Source organism: Sphingobacterium sp. B29 (assembly GCF_001952815.1).
Taxonomy (GTDB): domain Bacteria; phylum Bacteroidota; class Bacteroidia; order Sphingobacteriales; family Sphingobacteriaceae; genus Sphingobacterium; species Sphingobacterium siyangense.
Window position 1 is genome coordinate 1,423,155 of sequence record NZ_CP019158.1, and the last position, 17,748, is coordinate 1,440,902.

The 17,748-nt window shown below is 40.0% G+C and carries 9 protein-coding genes; 2 read left to right on the forward strand and 7 right to left on the reverse strand.

The window, feature by feature from the left end:
- Positions 1-10: 10 nt before the first annotated feature.
- The 7 genes from BV902_RS05960 to BV902_RS05990 form a co-directional block, all read right to left on the reverse strand.
- On the reverse strand, positions 11-2,431 hold the full coding sequence (locus BV902_RS05960) for an ABC transporter permease (protein WP_075991165.1): 2,421 nt from the start codon (positions 2,429-2,431) through the stop codon (positions 11-13).
- Positions 2,432-2,493: 62 nt separating this feature from the next.
- Entirely contained in the window at positions 2,494-4,869 is a 2,376-nt protein-coding gene (locus BV902_RS05965) for an ABC transporter permease (protein ID WP_075991166.1), read from the reverse strand.
- Between the two features lie 133 nt (positions 4,870-5,002).
- The gene (locus BV902_RS05970) at positions 5,003-7,408 is read right to left on the reverse strand and encodes an ABC transporter permease (protein WP_083663489.1); all 2,406 of its coding nucleotides are present in this window, start codon (positions 7,406-7,408) and stop codon (positions 5,003-5,005) included.
- Positions 7,409-7,452: 44 nt separating this feature from the next.
- The gene (locus tag BV902_RS05975; protein ID WP_046672289.1) at positions 7,453-8,130 is read right to left on the reverse strand and encodes an ABC transporter ATP-binding protein; all 678 of its coding nucleotides are present in this window, start codon (positions 8,128-8,130) and stop codon (positions 7,453-7,455) included.
- 91 nt (positions 8,131-8,221) lie between these two features.
- Positions 8,222-10,588, reverse strand: coding sequence for an ABC transporter permease (locus BV902_RS05980; protein ID WP_075991168.1), 2,367 nt, complete (start codon positions 10,586-10,588; stop codon positions 8,222-8,224).
- Positions 10,589-10,618: 30 nt separating this feature from the next.
- A complete protein-coding gene (locus BV902_RS05985) occupies positions 10,619-12,994 on the reverse strand; it encodes an ABC transporter permease (protein WP_075991169.1) in 2,376 nt (791 codons plus the stop codon).
- Positions 12,995-13,069: 75 nt separating this feature from the next.
- Positions 13,070-14,323 carry an efflux RND transporter periplasmic adaptor subunit gene (locus BV902_RS05990; protein WP_075991170.1) on the reverse strand — a complete coding sequence of 418 codons (1,254 nt, stop codon included), beginning with the start codon at positions 14,321-14,323 and terminating at the stop codon, positions 13,070-13,072.
- A 645-nt stretch (positions 14,324-14,968) separates the two neighbouring features.
- Here BV902_RS05990 and BV902_RS05995 point away from each other — a divergent pair.
- Together BV902_RS05995 and BV902_RS06000 are read left to right on the forward strand one after the other, a co-directional pair.
- Positions 14,969-16,351, forward strand: a complete 1,383-nt coding sequence (locus BV902_RS05995; RefSeq protein WP_158638948.1) for a TolC family protein — start codon at positions 14,969-14,971, stop codon at positions 16,349-16,351.
- 32 nt (positions 16,352-16,383) lie between these two features.
- Positions 16,384-17,745: a sigma-54-dependent transcriptional regulator gene (locus BV902_RS06000; RefSeq protein WP_070566332.1), complete on the forward strand. Its 1,362-nt coding sequence runs from the start codon at positions 16,384-16,386 to the stop codon at positions 17,743-17,745.
- Positions 17,746-17,748: the final 3 nt, after the last annotated feature.

Here is a 17,748-nt window from a genome sequence, read left to right on the forward strand (position 1 = left end):
AATTATATTGTTATTCGTCTCTTAAACTATCTACAGGATTTGCCTTGGCAGCCTTGAGTGTTTGAAAACTCACCGTTACTAATGCGATAATGATTGTAGCAAAACCAGCAAAGACAAACATCCACCATTGTGGTTCAATGTGATACGCAAAGTTGTCAAGCCATTTTTTCATCGCCATCCAAGATAGTGGTGTCGCGATGAGAAGCGCTACAGCCAATAACTTGATGAAGTCGGAAGAGAGCAGGAGGATTAAATTATAGATGGATGCACCGAGAACTTTCCGTACGCCGATTTCTTTGGTCCGCTGTTGGGCTGTATACGTAACAAGTCCCAATAAACCTAAACAGGCAATAAAAAGTGCCAGGCCGGAGAAGGCTGTAAAAAGTCTTCTAAAATTAAAATCCGCTTCATATTGTCGATTGAAATTGTCGTCAAGAAAGCTATATAAAAATGGACGGTTTGGTACAAGTTCATTCCACAGCTTGCCGATTCTGGCAACGGTCTCAGGCTGGTTTACATGTTGGATATTTAAGGTTAAATAGCGGCTGCTGCTTGGTTCAAGTCGCAAAGCTAAAGGCTCAATCTTACGGTGTAAAGAAAGGTAATTGAAATCTTTCACCACACCGATAACCGTTCCTTCTCTTCCCCATTGACGAAATTGTTTGCCAATAATATCTTGTGGATTTGAATAGCCCCATTGTTTTGCGGCAGATTCATTGATAACAAGTGAATGGGCCGTATCTGCTGGGAAATCTCTGGAATAGGCACGCCCTGCGGCCATTTGCAGACCAATATTAGGAATAAAGTCAACATCGACTTCATATAAGAAAGGAGCAAATTGACTCATTGTTCCGTTTGCTGACATGATTTCTGTTCCTGCATTTGGAAAAAATGTTCCCGGTACCGTACGTGATGCCGTGACAGACAAAACATCTTTATCTTTTGCTAGTGTAGATTTTATCGCTTCAAGGTTATTGTTTACCTTATCATCGAAATTATAATCTATCACAAGCCGTTGATCTTTTTGAAATCCAAGATCTCGGTGCTGTAATTGATCTAGTTGAGAAAAGACGACGACTGTACCTGCAATGAGCGCAATAGAAAGGCAAAATTGGAAAACAACTAATACGCGTCGTAATAATGTACCCCCTTTGCCGTTGCTATAACTTCCTTTAAGTACTGCAATCGGTTTGAAATTTGCTAGAATCAACGCGGGATAGCTGGCAGCAAGAAGTCCTGTAAAAATGGTAGTGAATAGGAATATTGCCCAGGTCGTCCCATTTTTCAGGGATGAATAATTGAGGTGTTTGCCCGAGAATGCTTCCAAAAAAGGGAGAAAGGCCATAACGAGCAGTATCGCCAAAATACTACTGACGAATACAAGAACCAATGATTCAGACATAAACTGAAAGATCAGATTGCTTTTGCTTGCTCCTATGGTTTTTCGTACGCCGACTTCCTTTGCTCTTTCCATTGACCTTGATGTAGCCAGATTCATAAAGTTCACACAGGCGATCAGTAAGATGAATCCGCCAATAATGCTGAATATGTATAAATTCTGATAGCTTCCATTGGTACCGGGTTGACGATCCGCAGACGAGTGCATGTAAGCTTGCAGAAGTGGCTCGATATGGAAATTGTATTTTGCATTTGGGTTTTCATTTGTTGGGAGATGCCGCTTGAGAAACTCCGGTATTTTCTGGTCGAACTTTACAGGATCAAAGTCTTTTGAAGCGAGAAAGTACGTGTAGAAGTCTACATAATCCCAGCCTTCTTTATTAAATACGTCTGGCCGTGCTTTTCGGAATGTACTCATCGAGAGCAATGCGTCGAACGTAAAATGTGAATTAGGGGGGACATCGGCCATTACTGCCGTTACAGTATATAGACCTGCGTCAGCACGACCAGCAGCTAAACCTCCCTCAAGCGTCTTGCCAATGGGATTTTGATCTCCGAAATATTTCTTAGCGGTACTTTCTGTTAATACGACAGAATAGGCGTTCTTTAAGGCTGTATGCGGATCGCCGGCCAAAACCTTCCAACTGAAGACATCAAATGCAGTAGAGTCCATGAAAAATACATTTTCCTCCTGGAATCTTTTATCGCCTTGTTTGAGCAGGATAGATGTTTGCCCTGAAAATTGAACGACCTTTTCGATTTCAGGGAAATCTGCTTTGATGGCTTCACCGATTGGACCATTGCCCCAGATTTGATGCTGCTCTGTGCTGCTTACATCTTTATAGTCATGGACGATGCGGTAAATTCGATCTTTATTCACATGATATTTGTCGTATGACAATTCATTTTGTACATAAATTGCTATCAATAGACAACAGGCTAATCCTATTGCCAAGCCAATTATGTTTATGGTTGAATACCCTTTATTTTTGGAGATATTGCGCCAGGCTATTTTTATATAGTTCTTGATCATCGCTTTATTCTTTAGTTTTAGTGTATCAATATGTTTAATCCACTTTTACTGTATTTTTCTTATTATTCGTCTCTTAAACTATCTACGGGATTGGATAAAGCTGCCCGAACAGCCTGATAGCTGACGGTGAAAATGGCGATCAGCAAGGCCAAGATACCACCGAAGACAAATGTTTGCACCTCTAGATCTGTTTTATAGGCAAAATTGCTTAACCATTGTTTCATCAGGTAAACTGCAATAGGGCAGGCAATCAGAATGGAAATGGAGACGAGTATCACGAAATTTTTCCCCAATAGCCGGACGACTCCAAAGGTGCTAGCGCCAAGAACTTTACGGATGCCAATTTCCTTTACACGCATTTGCGCTTCGTGAGTTGCCAACGCAAACAGACCTAAAGCAGATATAAAAATGGCGATGCCAGCGAAAATATTGAACAACAAACCTGTGCGCTGCTCGGATTTATATAGACTATCAAATTGCTGATCAATGAAAGTATATTTGAAAGGGGCGTCTGATGGATAGCGGTTATAGATCTTTTCTAAAACTTTAATGGCCTCAGGGGCTTTTGTCGTACTCGTTTTAACATAAAGTGTGCCCGATCCCCAGCGCGTCCAGAAGACCATTGGGCCTATTTTATCTTTGATGGATTTGAAGTGGAAGTCTTTCACAACACCGATAATTTGTCCAGGGAAATCGTGGAAACTCATATTGGATCCCACGTACGGCGGTTTTAATCCCATCTGTTTCGCCAAAGTCTCGTTGATGATATAGCCGGACGAATCAACCGGCATTCCGCTAAAGTTTTTTCCTTCCAGGAATTGCATGTTCATCAAAGGAATAAAATCCTTATCGATGGTCGCTTGAGCAACAATGAGTTTGTTGTCTTTGGACTTGCCGGGCCAATCGATATCGCCCGTGGCATTTCCAAAATCGGTCATGTTGTATAAACTTGATAGGGAAACCCCTTGTATCGCCTCATTGCTTTTTAGTTCAGCACGTATCGCGTCCATATGTTTGTAAGCCTCCTCAGGAAGACCAAGTGTTAATACATGATCTCTATCATACCCCAAATTGATCTTTTGGATAAAGTCCAATTGCTTTTTAATAATCAGCGTACATACAATTAGCGTTACGGAGAGTGTAAACTGGAAAACCACCAATATTTTACGCATGGTATTCGAGGAAACACCTTTTATTGATTTTCCTTTTAACGAATGAATGGGATTGAACGAGGAAAGCTGTATCGCAGGATATATACTGGACAGTCCCAATGTGCCTATAATTGCTGCCCCAATATACAGCCATATCGTCGTGTTATGGAAAGATAGACTGATTGATTTTTGTGCGATCTGATTATATCCGGTATGAAGGATCACGATAAGGATGAAAGCGATCAGTAGTGAACAAAGAAATACAACAACAGTTTCGGTGATAAATTGTAGGAATAAATGGAGACGGTTGGCGCCGATTATTTTACGGATACCAACATCTTTCGCCCGATCCAATGCTCTTGCAGTACTTAGATTGACATAATTTACCGCACCGATCACCAGGAGCAATATCGCAATGATCCCAAAAATCTGAACCATGCGAAGTGTCGATTTATTTCCGTCAGGAGCGATTAAATGCATGGTTTTGAGTGGATCTAAAACAAATATAGTCGAGTTTTCACCGTCGCGGGCTTTGGTATAAGTGTCTGTGACCGATTTTCCGATAAGTGCTGCAGAAGCATGAGGTTTGACTTTAATATACGTTGAAAAACTATAGTTGCCCATATCTTCATCTATTGTTTTCCATTTACCGTTACCGCCCCAGTTTGTAAACCGCTGTGCATGATACCCCAGTGGGATAACGACATCGAATTGCATCGAGGAGTTTTGTGGAATATCGTTTAGGATACCTGCTACGGTGAAGAGATCTTTCTGATAACGGAAAGTTTTTCCAATGGCTTTTTGCGTACTAAAAAGTTTTTCAGCAGTTGATGGGGTGATAAGTGCCTGTTTATAATTTTCCTGAAAACCTGCAAGCGAGCCCTCTTTCAAGGGGAAATGAAACATCTTGAAAAAATTACCATCGACATAATAGATGTTCATATCAGTTACCGGACGTTTCAGTTTGTCATTGACCAACGTGGTATTGTAATCCTGTGAAACACGCGTTGCGTAATCTACCTCTGGTACATTTTGGGCATAGTTTCCTATAGGCCCGGGGGATGTCCCCCATATCGAACCGTTGTGCTCGGGATCCAAATGAGAATTGACTTTGTAGATCTGTTCAAAGTCTGGGTGGAATTTATCAAAGCTCTTTTCGTCCTGTACCCAGAAAATAATTAATATGGAGGCAGTAAGGCTGACCGACAGACCTAATATATTGATCGCGGTATAGAATTTTCTTTTCCTTAATTCTCTAATTGCGGTTATTAAATAGTTCTTTATCATGGTGATAGGCTTTCTTTGATTAATTTTGTTTTTTTGTCACTCCTTGTGGCGCTTTATTCAAAACAAGGATTGTGATGGGATCATGACTGATTCCCATCATTCTCCTTGATCACTATTGAGCTTCTTTACTATTTTATTCATCTCTTAAACTATTTACTGGGTTTGCACGCGCTGCTTTTATGGATTGGTAGCTCATCGTAAAAAATGCAATAAGTAGGGTTGCGGCTGCCGGAATGATAAACATCCACCAGGATAGATCTATTTTATAAGCAAAATCATTCAACCATTTGTGCATCGCCCACCAAGCAATTGGGGTAGCGATCAAAATAGAAATGAGTATAAGTTTGATATAATCTTTTGATAATAATCCAATAATCCCCAGTACCGTACTTCCCAACACTTTTCGAATACCAATTTCTTTTGTACGCTGTACCGTCGTGATGGTAACCAGGCCGATCAATCCCAGGCAGCTGATGAGAATTGTCGTCGATGTAAATAGATTGATGATCTTCGAGAATTTTAGATCACTGCTATAAAGTTCTTTGATTTGCTGATCATAGAAATCATATTTGAATGGCGCTTTTGGATAATATTTTTGCCATTCTTTTTCAATCTGTTTTAATGTTTCGGGCCAGGTAGCTGAATTATTATTGAGTTTGACACTTAGTCTGTTTAATTCCCATTTTTTAATGGAACTCAGCATAACGACAGGCTGAATGGCTGCATGGAGATTTTTTGTGTGAAAATTGTCGGTTACCCCCACAATCTGACGCTGTTTGTCGGTATACGTAACAAAGCTCCCTACAGCATTTTCAGCAGATTTAAAACCTAATTTTTGAACGCTGGCTAAGTTTAACACGATGCCTGTGCTGGTATCGGCCAATTGCAGCGGGCGGCCAGCAAGCATTTTAAAATTATAGAGCTTAAAGTTATCTTGGTCGACAAATTTCATTTGTACATCGGCTTGTACCTGTCCCGTATCACTTTTGGCAAACAAGGCATTTCCCCAATGGTCGTTACTCATGGGCAGATGCCCCAAGGAAGCCTGCTCTACACCTGCGATGTGCTTAATCGCTTGTTTGAAAACAAAAGGATCAACATTACTGTCCTGATAGCTTTTACTCGGGAAACGTAGGGTAATGATCGCATCCTTATCGAAGCCGTAGTTATTCTGTAGTGCATGTTTCAATTGTAGACCAATGATGCAAGTTGAAATAACAAATAGCTGGGCAATCAAAAATTGAAAAACAATGAGCATTTTTCGAAAAGAAAGATTGCCAAATTTGAGCGTTTGCGCATTCGAGATTTTAATGACTTCAACAATCTTGACTTTGTTTGTCAATAAAATCGGATAACCTGAGGAAATTAAGGTAATCGTAATTGTAAGTGTTGCTAAAAATAGCGATACACCCCAGGGATCTGGATATAGCTTGAGCTGATCGGGAATATATGCTGCTAAAACTGTTTGAATGAGAATAAGTAAAGGCCAAGATAAAAGCACCGAAAAAGCCGTAATGCAGAATGTTTCTAGCAGAAAGGACTTTGTAATTCTTTTCTGGCTTTCTCCCAATGTCTTTCTGATACCAATTTCCTTGGCGCGTTGTGGAATTTGGGCTGTAGCGAGATTGATGTAATTGACACAGGCGAGTAAGAGCAAAAATATACCTATGCCGATAAGACCGTACATTATTTTCTGATCAACATTATTTTGCGCGTAAGAAGTAAAATGTAAGTCTTTTAAAGGAACTGTATTTACATGCATTTTAAATCCAAACTTGTCAAATTCAGCATGTGTCATCTCATACGCCTTTTTGTCGGCTGTCTTTATGAGGTTAGGAAGGGAAGCCGATGATTTTACCTTAATAAAGAGCTGCCAATTGGAATTTGAATTGTTCCAGTTTGTGCTATTCCATTCCTGTTCTGGAATCCGGATAAATTCTTTACCCAAAAAGCTGCTTGGATGCGCTAGATCTTTTACAATACCGGCGACATTGTACAATGTACTATCATAGGATAAGGTCTGTCCTATGATTTGGTCTATTGACGTGTTTGGGAAATACAATTTAGCCCGCGATTCTGTCAGGATGACTTCATGGCTATTTTTTAGTATATTCCTTTGGTCGCCAGCTAACCAAACATAAGGTGTCATTTTGAAATAGTCTCCCGTGGTACCGATGATTTCGGGCTGATCTTCAAACTCTATTTTCTGCGCTCCGCGATTATTACTGACACGCTCGAAGTATTGTTTAAAGATGGGTACTGTCAGTTCAACATTGACAAAGTTTTCCTTGATATATGCCGGTAATGGTGCGGGAACACCATCGAAATGATCCAATTTATCCCTTTCCTCATAGGAGGTATGGACCTTGTAAATCTGCTCACTTTCCGGATGATGCTGATCAAAACTAAATTCATAATTGACGATACGGAAAATTAGCCAACAGGCACTTATTCCGATGGCAAGCCCAAATACATTTAAAAATGTGAAAAGGCGGTTGCGCCATAATTGTCTGAAAATTAATTTAATCGTGCTCATCATCTATAGGTTATTAGGATTAATATCTTGGTTATATATGAGTTGTCTTATACCGAAGTTGTTTCCATAATCACTTGTCCGTCTAGCATGCGGATTACACGGTCAGAGAATTTTGCATCGTGCTCACTGTGTGTTACCATGACGATGGTTGTGCCGGCCTCGTTCAATTCAGTCAGGAGTTGCATAACTTCGTTGCCGTTATTGGAATCGAGGTTACCCGTAGGCTCATCGGCAAGGATCAGTTTGGGATTATTGACAACCGCACGAGCGACAGCCACACGTTGCTGTTGACCTCCGGAAAGCTGTTGTGGGAAGTGATTGCGACGGTGCATGATCTGCACTTTTTCCAAAACTTCTTCTACACGTTTTTTGCGTTCTGCTGCTGGAACATTGGTATAAACCAGTGGAAGTTCCACGTTTTCAAATACGGTCAGCTCATCGATCAAATTGAAGCTCTGGAACACAAAACCAATGTTATGTTTGCGAAGATCTGAGCGACCGCGTTCTTTGAATTTGGCAACTTCAATCTCGTTGAATAGATAGCTTCCTTCATCCAAATCATCCAATAGACCAATGATATTGAGTAAAGTCGATTTCCCACAGCCCGAAGGCCCCATTACAGCAACAAACTCTCCCTCTTTGACATGGATATTGAGGTTGTTTAATGCGACGGTTTCAACTTCTTCTGTGCGGTAATACTTTTGAAGATTTGTGATTTTGATCATATTTTTTGTGCTCATGGTTTTTATGTTTTGTATCCTTGGCGAAATTGCTTTGGACAGTTACTATTTCTGTTATTAAATTCTTTTTTAGTGTTTATTGATCTCTTAAAGTCTTTGTCGGATTGGCTATCGCTGCTTTAAATGCCTGTGAACTGATGGTCAATAGGGCAATGATAATAGCTGTCAGACCACTGATGATAAAAATGGTCCAGGAAATATCGATATGATGTGCATAATTAGTTAGCCATTTGCTCATGATCATCCACGCAATAGGAAAGGCAATGATACATGATATTGCTACAAGAATGACAAATTCACGGTTGAGCATTTGGATAAGTCCCGAAACAGAGGCGCCCAAGACTTTACGAATGCTGATCTCTTTTGCGCGTTGCTCTGTTGCAAAGGCGGCTAAACCAAATAGACCTAAGCAGGATATAATGATAGACATCAGTGCAAATACACTGGATAGTTGCTGTACAAAAAGCTCCGCTTTAAACTTATTATTGAAACTATCATCTAAAAATTTATAGTCAAAAGGGAAGCCTGGGTTATTTTTGACGATGACCTTCTCGATTTGTTGAATGGCATCTGGTAAATCTACTCCAGCCTTTGTCTTGATGGTCATAATCCCATTATCTCTATTCATTGGTAGAAACAGCATCGGCTCAGGATCGGCATACACATTGTTATAAACGAAGTTCTTGACGACACCGGCGATGGTAAACTTTGCCTCACCGTAGCTGATGATGTTACCGGCCACAAGGCCATCTTTTTTGATCAGTTTTGCAAATGCTTCGTTGATGACAACCGATGTGCTGTCGCCTACAAAATTTTGATGAAAATTTCTACCGTCAAAAAGTTTTAAGTCTAAAGCTGGAATAAGGCCCTCATCAGAACGTAACATACCAATCAAAATACTGGCATTTGGATCTTTTCCCTCCCAGCTAAAACCGGACGTATTGGAGTTGATATTGAGGATACTCATGTCACTGACACCGACTTCTTGCACAACTCCAGTTGCTAATAATTGATTTTTAATGAGTGGCAGATGTTTGGCCATATCGCCTTGTAGCGCTGTAGTCAACACCTGACTCTTATCAAAACCGAGATCTCTGTTCTTGTTGTGCTGAATCTGTTGGTAGATGATAATGGTACAGATAATTAAAACAACTGAGGCTGTATATTGCAGGATGACCAACCCTTTACGGACGAGACTTCCACTACCGGCCTTCTGTTTCGCCCCTTTGATCGTTGAAAGCGGCTTGAATGCCGAAAGGAAAAATGCGGGATAGCTACCTGCAAATAATCCACATGCTAATGTTATTGTCGTTAAAAATAGCAGGTGTGAGGGGGCTAAAAGATTAACCTGAAGATCCTGGCCTATCATGGTGTTGAACGGCCTGATGAAGATATAGATTAGTAATATAGCAACAAGAGAGGAAATAATTGCCAAAACAAGGGATTCTCCCAAGAATTGCACAATGAGCGATTTGCGACTTGCACCAACCACTTTGCGCATCCCAACTTCTTTTGCTCTTTTTTCAGATCTTGCAGTTGCAAGATTCATGAAATTGATACAGGCGATCAGCAAGACAACCCATGCAATGAAGGTAAATAAACGGATATTTTTAATGCCACCTTCTTTTTCAATACCACTGTTATCAAACTGATTGTAGGTAATCCAACGTTCCATTGGATAGAGGAAATTCTGTGAAAAAGTGACTTCACCATTGGTCTTGTGTTTGACGAAATCCATCATCTGCTTGTTAATCTGATCGACGTTGGCATTCTCTTCGACCTGAACTAGGGTTTGAACACTATTGTTCCCCCAATTTTTTAGAAAATCCTGACCTGCTTCAAATTTTTTGAAAGGGATGAGCCATTGAAAATCATAGCTGCTATTTTTGGGGAGGTCCTTGATTACCCCCGCAATAATAAATGGCTCACTATTGTTTGTTTTGACGGTTTTTCCCAAGGCAGGACGGTTGCCAAATAATTTCTTCGCTGCAGTTTCTGATAATACAATGTTATTGACCTGATCAAAGGCAGTCTTTCGATCCCCTTCAAGAAATGCAAGGGATAGCACATCAGCGATGCTTCCATCGGCATATACACCATTTTGAAATATATTATTGTCTCCGACGGAAAACAGCATTGGCGAATTCCAGCTTATGCGTACTGCATGCTTGATGCCTGGGATTTCTTTCGCTATGCTTTGGGCAAAGGGTCCTGGGGTAGATTCAAATACATAGGTGGCTCCATCGTATGTCTGTTTTGATTTGACAATGTAGATATCCTTTTTGTTGGCGAAATTATCGTTGAAGCTCAACTGATTTTCAACCCATAAAAAAATCAACGATGCCGCAGCAATCCCGACCGCCAGTCCAAAAATATTGAGAAAGCTGTAACCTTTGGTTTTCCAAAGGTTACGAAGTGCGGTTTTAATAAAGTTTTTAATCATCGTATATCTTGTATTATTTATTTTATTACTCTATTCGTCTCTTAAAATTTTTGTAGGGTTGACCATTGCCGCTTTGAGCGAAACTGAACCGGCTGTAAGAACAACCAATAAAATAGTTGTTATCGCCGCTAATAAGAAAACCCAAGGATCTATTGATGTGCGGTAAACATAATTGTCAAGCCACTTGGAAATAATCAGCCAGGAAATCGGAAAAGCAATAAGGAAGGACACGATCACTGGGATCATATAATCTCTACCGATCATCATAACAATATCCTGTTTCGATGCACCTAGGGTTTTACGGATTCCAATTTCTTTCAGTTTAGATTCTGTGCTGAACAATACAAGCCCGGATAATCCGATACATGAAAGTAAAATGGTTATAGCGGCAAATAACTGAACAAGTTTTCCATGGATAATATCCTTTTTATACATTTTATCAAAAGATTCATCCATAAAGGCATAATTGAAGGTTGATTGGGGGTTGTATTTGTTCCATAGCTTTTGGACGGCAGCAAGCGCTTGTTCTTCATGTCCTGGGCTGGTCTTGATATACATTCCGCCAAGTGCATAACCCATACCGGAAAAAAAGATGCAAGGTTTTATAGCTGTTTTTAGGTCATTAAAATTAAAATCCTTCATGACGCCCACAATGGTCAGTCTTTTTCCCTGAAAAGTAATGGTTTTACCAATGGGATTTTTTAAGCCCATTTGTTTAATTGCAGTTTCATTCAGTAGTGCATGACTGCTATCGGAAGGAGTTTTTGTAAAACCAGCTCCTTCGGCTAATTTAATGTCTAAAACAGAAGTGAAGTTTGGATCAATAGCAACGCGTCTAATGAAAAAATTAGACTGCAGTTGGTCTTTCCCATCCCAATTAATATCGGCGGTTTCAGATCCGATGTTACTGATGTCGTTGCTGGCGGCGGTAACTCCTAAAATACCCTGTTGACGCTGCAGTTCGTCTCGGATTGCTTCGTAATGCGTCAAGAAGTTTTTCTGTTCAAATAAAAAGATATTTTCTTTGTTGTATCCTAAATCCTTGTGGCGCATATAGCGCAACTGTTTCTCAAAAATAAAAGTAGTGATAATCAGTATGACCGTGCAGCAGAATTGTAGGACAACAAGTCCTTTTCGTAGATTATTTTTGTTGCCAAATAATGTGCTGTTATTTTTTAGCTGGCTCAACACCTTGTTGCTTGAGAAAAGTATAGCAGGGTAGATTCCTGCAATTAATACGGTTGTTATAAAGGTGAGTAGAAAGATAAACCACAGTTCGGACGAAAGAAGGCTGAATTGAATGTTTTTTTCAGCGAGCACATTAAAAAATGGAATGGCTAGATAAGCGAGTAGGGTAGCAATACCTAATGAAATCAAAAACAGCACCGCAGACTCGGTCAGATATTGAAGAAAAAGATGACTTCTCTTAGCGCCAATAATTTTACGAATACTGATTTCCCTTATTCTTTTTGTAACTCGGGCCGTAACCAAATTGACGTAATTAATACAGGCAACGAGTAAGATAACAAAGGCAATGACTGCAAATATATAAACGGACTGCATACCGCTATCCTCACCTTTAGGGGTATATAGATTTGTTTGTGTTATTTTCTGTAGGAAGAATGCAAATTTGGTATACAGCGGATTTCCTTGAAAATTGTCTTTTTGAATGGCGGTAAGCTGCTGTGCCACCTGATCCGGATCGGCCCCTGGCTTTAGCAAAAAATAAATGTAATATTGAAAATTGCCCCATTTTTCATCCAGAGGCTCTTTGGATAGACTGGCCAGTAGTTCAAATGGTAATAGATAATCAGCCTTAATGGAACTATTGCTAGGGAAGTCTTTGATGACTGCTGTAATTAGAAAAGGCTGTTTACCAGTTTTCAGAATAGGGTCAACTTCTAAAGAGAGCGTTTGTCCTAATGGGTTTTCATTTTTAAAATATTTATTGGCAATCTTTTCTGTAATAACGATCGATTGTTTTCCTTGGAATAACTTTTCGGGAGTCAATGATTCTGTACTAGCATCGAATACGCTGTTAAAGGTACTGTCAACATACACCCCATGTTCGCTGGCCATCAGTTCATCTTTATTGAACTGTATGTCCTGCCCAGCACTTATGCGGCAAGCCTCTTGTATTGCGGGAATTTTTAATTTTCCATATAGTGCAATTGGCGGTGGTGCAGCATGAACGAATTGGTCATTTTCCTTATCGAAGTTTGTTGACAGTTCATAGACTCGATTCGCATTATTGAAGACTTTATTAAAGGACAATTCGTCCGTAATCCAAAGGGCAATGACAATAACCACTGCTAGACTAATACTTAGTCCAGCAATATTCAGAAGTGTAAACTTCTTGTTTGTAAGCAAGGAACGAATTCCAGTTTTGATCACGTTCTTTATCATTGTCCTTCTGTTATTTGCATAGTGGCTATTGAAAGGACTGCATGCATTGTCTTTTCAATAGCCGCTATGCGATTTTTATTTTTTAATATTCAGCTCCTGTACCTTGTCATACGTTTCGTAGCTTGATACAATAACTTTATCTCCAGGTTGTAGACCTTTGATGACCTCATAATATTCCGGATTCTGTCTTCCTAGTTGGATATCCACACGATACGCTGTGCTTCCATTTTTATCCAATTTGAAGATCCAATTACCACCGGTCTGTTGATAGAATCCTCCTTTTGCCAGTAATAATGCTTTTGTCTCGTCACTTAACGCTAAACGTATCTGCAAAGTTTGTCCACGACGAATCCCTTTTGGAACATCATTGATAAATTCCATGTCAACCTGGAAGCGTCCATTGGTAACTTGTGTATAGACTTTCTTGATACGGAGTTTGTAGGTTTTTTCACCGATAGAAAATTCACCTTGTAGATCTGGGAAAATACGGTTGATATAATGTTCGTCAATATCAGCACGCACTTTGAATCCTGTCAAAACATCGATTTGTCCCAATCGTTCTCCTGCATTTTTGTTTTGTCCGATTTCTGCATCGAAAGCTGTCAATTGTCCGTCAACAGGCGCTCTAACGATCAGATCACCAATTTTTCTTTTCATCAGTTCCAATGCACTCTGTGTACGTTGATAAGTTTGCTTATCCTGATTAGTTTTTTGCGCATTGGAGATTTCGTCCTGTTTTAGGATCTGTTTGGTCAAGTTGACCCGCTCTTTTTGATAGTTGTATTCGTTCTTTGATTTTTCGAACTCTTGTGTGCCAATGGCTTTCTCAGCGAGTAATTTTTTATTGAGGTTATAGACACGTTCTGCTTCTCTATAGGCTTGTTCTACATCAGCCATTTGGTTGCGGTTGTTAATCGATGCTTGTTGTGCATTGGTCTGCGCTATTTGGGACTGTGTCAATAGATTCAGCACTTGTGTTTCTTGTTGTACCAAGGTAAGCTCCTGATCGGTATTGGAAAGACGCATGATTGCATCCCCTTTTTTTAAGATAGCGCCATCTTCTACAAACTTTTCTTCTACACGTCCACCGACAGAAGCGTCGAGGTATATGCTGCTAATAGGAAGCACAGTGCCATTTATAGGGATAAATTCCTGAAAGTTTCCATTTTTTATTTCGACGATAGAGATGCGGTCAGCTTCAACATTCAGTTTGCTTTTGCCGGAGGTAAAATAGAAACTGGCGCTGATCAATCCAACTAAGCCAGCAACCCCCACAATAGTCATGATACGTTTGCTATTCCACTTCTTCTTTTCTAAAGGTCTGTCCATAATTTAATATCAATTTTGTATGTAACTATGAAAGCTGTGCCAAGAATGTAAATTATTGATTGATAGGTTCTTGTTTTGTTTAGTTTTAAGCTTGGTGTTCGATAGCGGACACTTCTTGTACGAAGGCGTACAACTGGAAGTTTTTTGCTGTTTTGGGCGTCAACTGAAGCACTTTTAGCAAATATAAGCTAACTGCCGTGAAGCACATTAGTTCCGGTGGGGCAAAGGTTACTCTGTTGGGGTAACTTAGGTAAGAGGTAGGTCGCTATATTGACCGATCGGTCCTAAAGGTTGGTAAAAATGGTCTGTTAAAATTTAGGATTTAACTATATTACTTTCGTTATTTACTCGACCCTTGTTCGGTGCTTAGTCGGAGCTTGTTCGGTACTTCTTCGGTGCTTCTTCGGTTGTGACCGAAAAAAGTCCGAACAAGCTCCGACTGATATCCATTGAATGGAAGAATAACTATCGAACTTGATTTGAATTATTCTGCTATTTATACAGTTTGTCTTTGCTATTGTCCAACTACGCACACCGACTGTTCATTAATGAACATTTTTGAAAATATGTTTTTTGTATCTATTTGATAGTTAGTGTTTTTGTTGTTTGGCATGGCGATGGTCAGCAAGAAAATAAAAAATGGATATGAAGAGAGTCTATATATATAGTACATTATGCTTTTTATTGAGTTATGCCAAGGCAGGGGCGCAACAGACGGAGCAGCGACTAACGGAAAGAGTGGCTGGCACAGCAACAATTGCAGCGGTCGACGATAAACAAATTACCAAGCGGAGCTTAGCTGAGTGTATTCAGTTGGCAATAAAGGCCAATCCAACCTTATTGCAGAATGAACTCGATGTGAGACGTGCGGAGGTGAATTTAGCACAGGCTAAAGCGAATAGACTTCCCGATGTTGATGCAAGCCTACAACATAGCCTAACATCAGGAAGATCTCAGGATAATTCGACCCTTCAATATATTTCATCCAACAACTCAACAGGAAATTTTTCTTTGGGCGCAAGCCTTCCAATATTTAGAGGGTTCCGTTTATTTCACGATATCCGGATGCGTGCTGATGCAAAGACTGCCGGTAAATTGACTTTTGATACGCAGATTAATGCGTTAAAACTGGACGTTATTACCGCTTATATCCAAAGCTTAACTGCTCAGGATATATTGCGGCAATCAGAAATGCAGACTGAAGTAACCCGAGAACAGGTCAGACGTGCGGAGAGTATGCATAAGGAAGGTGCAATTAATCCTGGGGATTACTTTGATCTGAAAGGACAACTGGCAAATGATGTCAACACGATTGAAAATAATCGTCAGTTACTATACAGTAGCCGCGTGAAGCTTGCTGCCTTACTAAATATGGATGAAAATCAATTGGGCGAATTGGATAACCTCGGAATAAAAGAAAGCGGGCAACGACTGGATGCGAAACAGCTCTATGAAATGGCCGTTGATCAATTGCCCGATATACAGGCGCTGGATTATCGGATCAAAGTGGCGGAGCGGGATATTAAGATTGCAAAATCATACTATTATCCGTCATTGAGTCTGAGCGCTGGTTTAGGGTCAAATTATTCTAAATTGGGAATTCAGGGAACGTATTGGTCACAAATGCGTAATAACGTAGGAAAGTATATTTCTCTCAATCTTTCTGTTCCGATTTTTAATCATTTGCAAGTTTATAACAACGTCCGCTTGGCAAAATTAGATCTGCAGACGGCTAGATTTCAAAAAGAGATCCAACAAAATGTTTTGCGGTCGGCGACGTCCAATGCGGTTTTTAACTTGCAGAATGCAAGTAACATGATTACACAATTACGTAGTCAAAATGAAAACTACGCGGAATCTTTTCGTATTGCCAAGGTAGTTTTCGAATTGGGAAACAGTAATTCAGTGATTTTTTTGACCGCAAAAAATAAATTCGATAACAGCCAGATTCAATTGGTCGTCAAACAGTATGAATGGCTGCTGCAAAAATATATCAATGATTATTACGCAGGCTCGTTGAATTTATAGTTATCTTAGTATCTTCAATGAAGTCAGGAAGTATGAAAAAAGCATCTATTTTAGTCGTTGATGATGACCAGGACTTATTAACTGCGGCAAGAATCTTGCTTAAACCTAAAGTTAGTCATATTCAAGTTGAACCCAATCCGGAGAATCTAATAGCACATCTGGAGAAGACACCTTATGATCTGGTGCTTTTAGATATGAATTTTAAAAGTACGATTAATACCGGTAATGAGGGATTATATTGGTTGTCCCGGATCAAAGAAAAGTTTCCACAGGTACATGTCATTATGATTACCGCTTATGGAGCTGTTGATCTCGCTGTAAAATCGCTGAAACAGGGAGCATCGGATTTTGTCGTGAAACCTTGGGAAAATGAGCAATTATTGGCAACGATAGAAAGCGCTCTTGCCGAATCAAAAAATAAAGAAAAGAAAAGTAAAAGTTCCTTGCTCAGTAGTGGGAGCAGTCCTGATTTGATTGGTAATTCCATTGTTATGGACGAATTGCAATATAAATTGGAGAAAATTGCCCCCACAGATGCGAATATATTAATATTAGGTGAAAATGGGACCGGGAAAGACCTGATTGCTCAAGCCATTCAGCGAAGATCCTTACGTTCAGATCGGACTTATGTTAAGGTTGATGTCGGGGCGCTGACAGAAACGTTATTTGAAAGTGAGCTTTTCGGTTATAAGAAGGGCGCATTTACAGATGCACGTGAAGACCGCCAAGGTCGATTCGAAGCTGCAAATGGGGGAACATTGTTCCTCGATGAAATTGGTAATATCTCTTTGCAGCAACAAGCCAAACTGTTAACCGTACTGCAGAATAGACAGGTTACACCGTTGGGTTCCTATCAACCAATATCGGTGGATATACGCTTGATCTCAGCAACCAATGTGCCATTGAAACAGCTTGCAGATGAAAGCCGTTTTCGAAAAGACTTAATTTATCGGATCAATACCGTTGAAATTCAGGTACCGCCCTTACGTGAACGAGGAGAGGATATCAAGCTATTGGCTAATCATTTTCTCGATATTTATTCGAAGAAATACAATAAGCGGATTGAAGGCTTTGAACCAGATGCGGTAAAAAAAATGTGCGCATATCATTTTCCCGGCAACGTCCGAGAACTCCAATACAGCATCGAGCGTGCTGTTATTATGGCTGATCAGCTCAGTATAGCTGGAAATGATCTTTTTTTCTCGCCAATAGAACAACAAATAGATAACCGCGTTGTCGAATCCAGTCCCAGCAGTCAAAATCTGGAAGAATTGGAACGTAAAGCAATCAAATCGGCGATTGAACGTTATAACGGAAATATCAGTAAAGCTGCAAAAGAATTAGGGCTTACCAGGGCGGCACTTTATAGACGTTTGGAGAAATATGATATTTAGTCG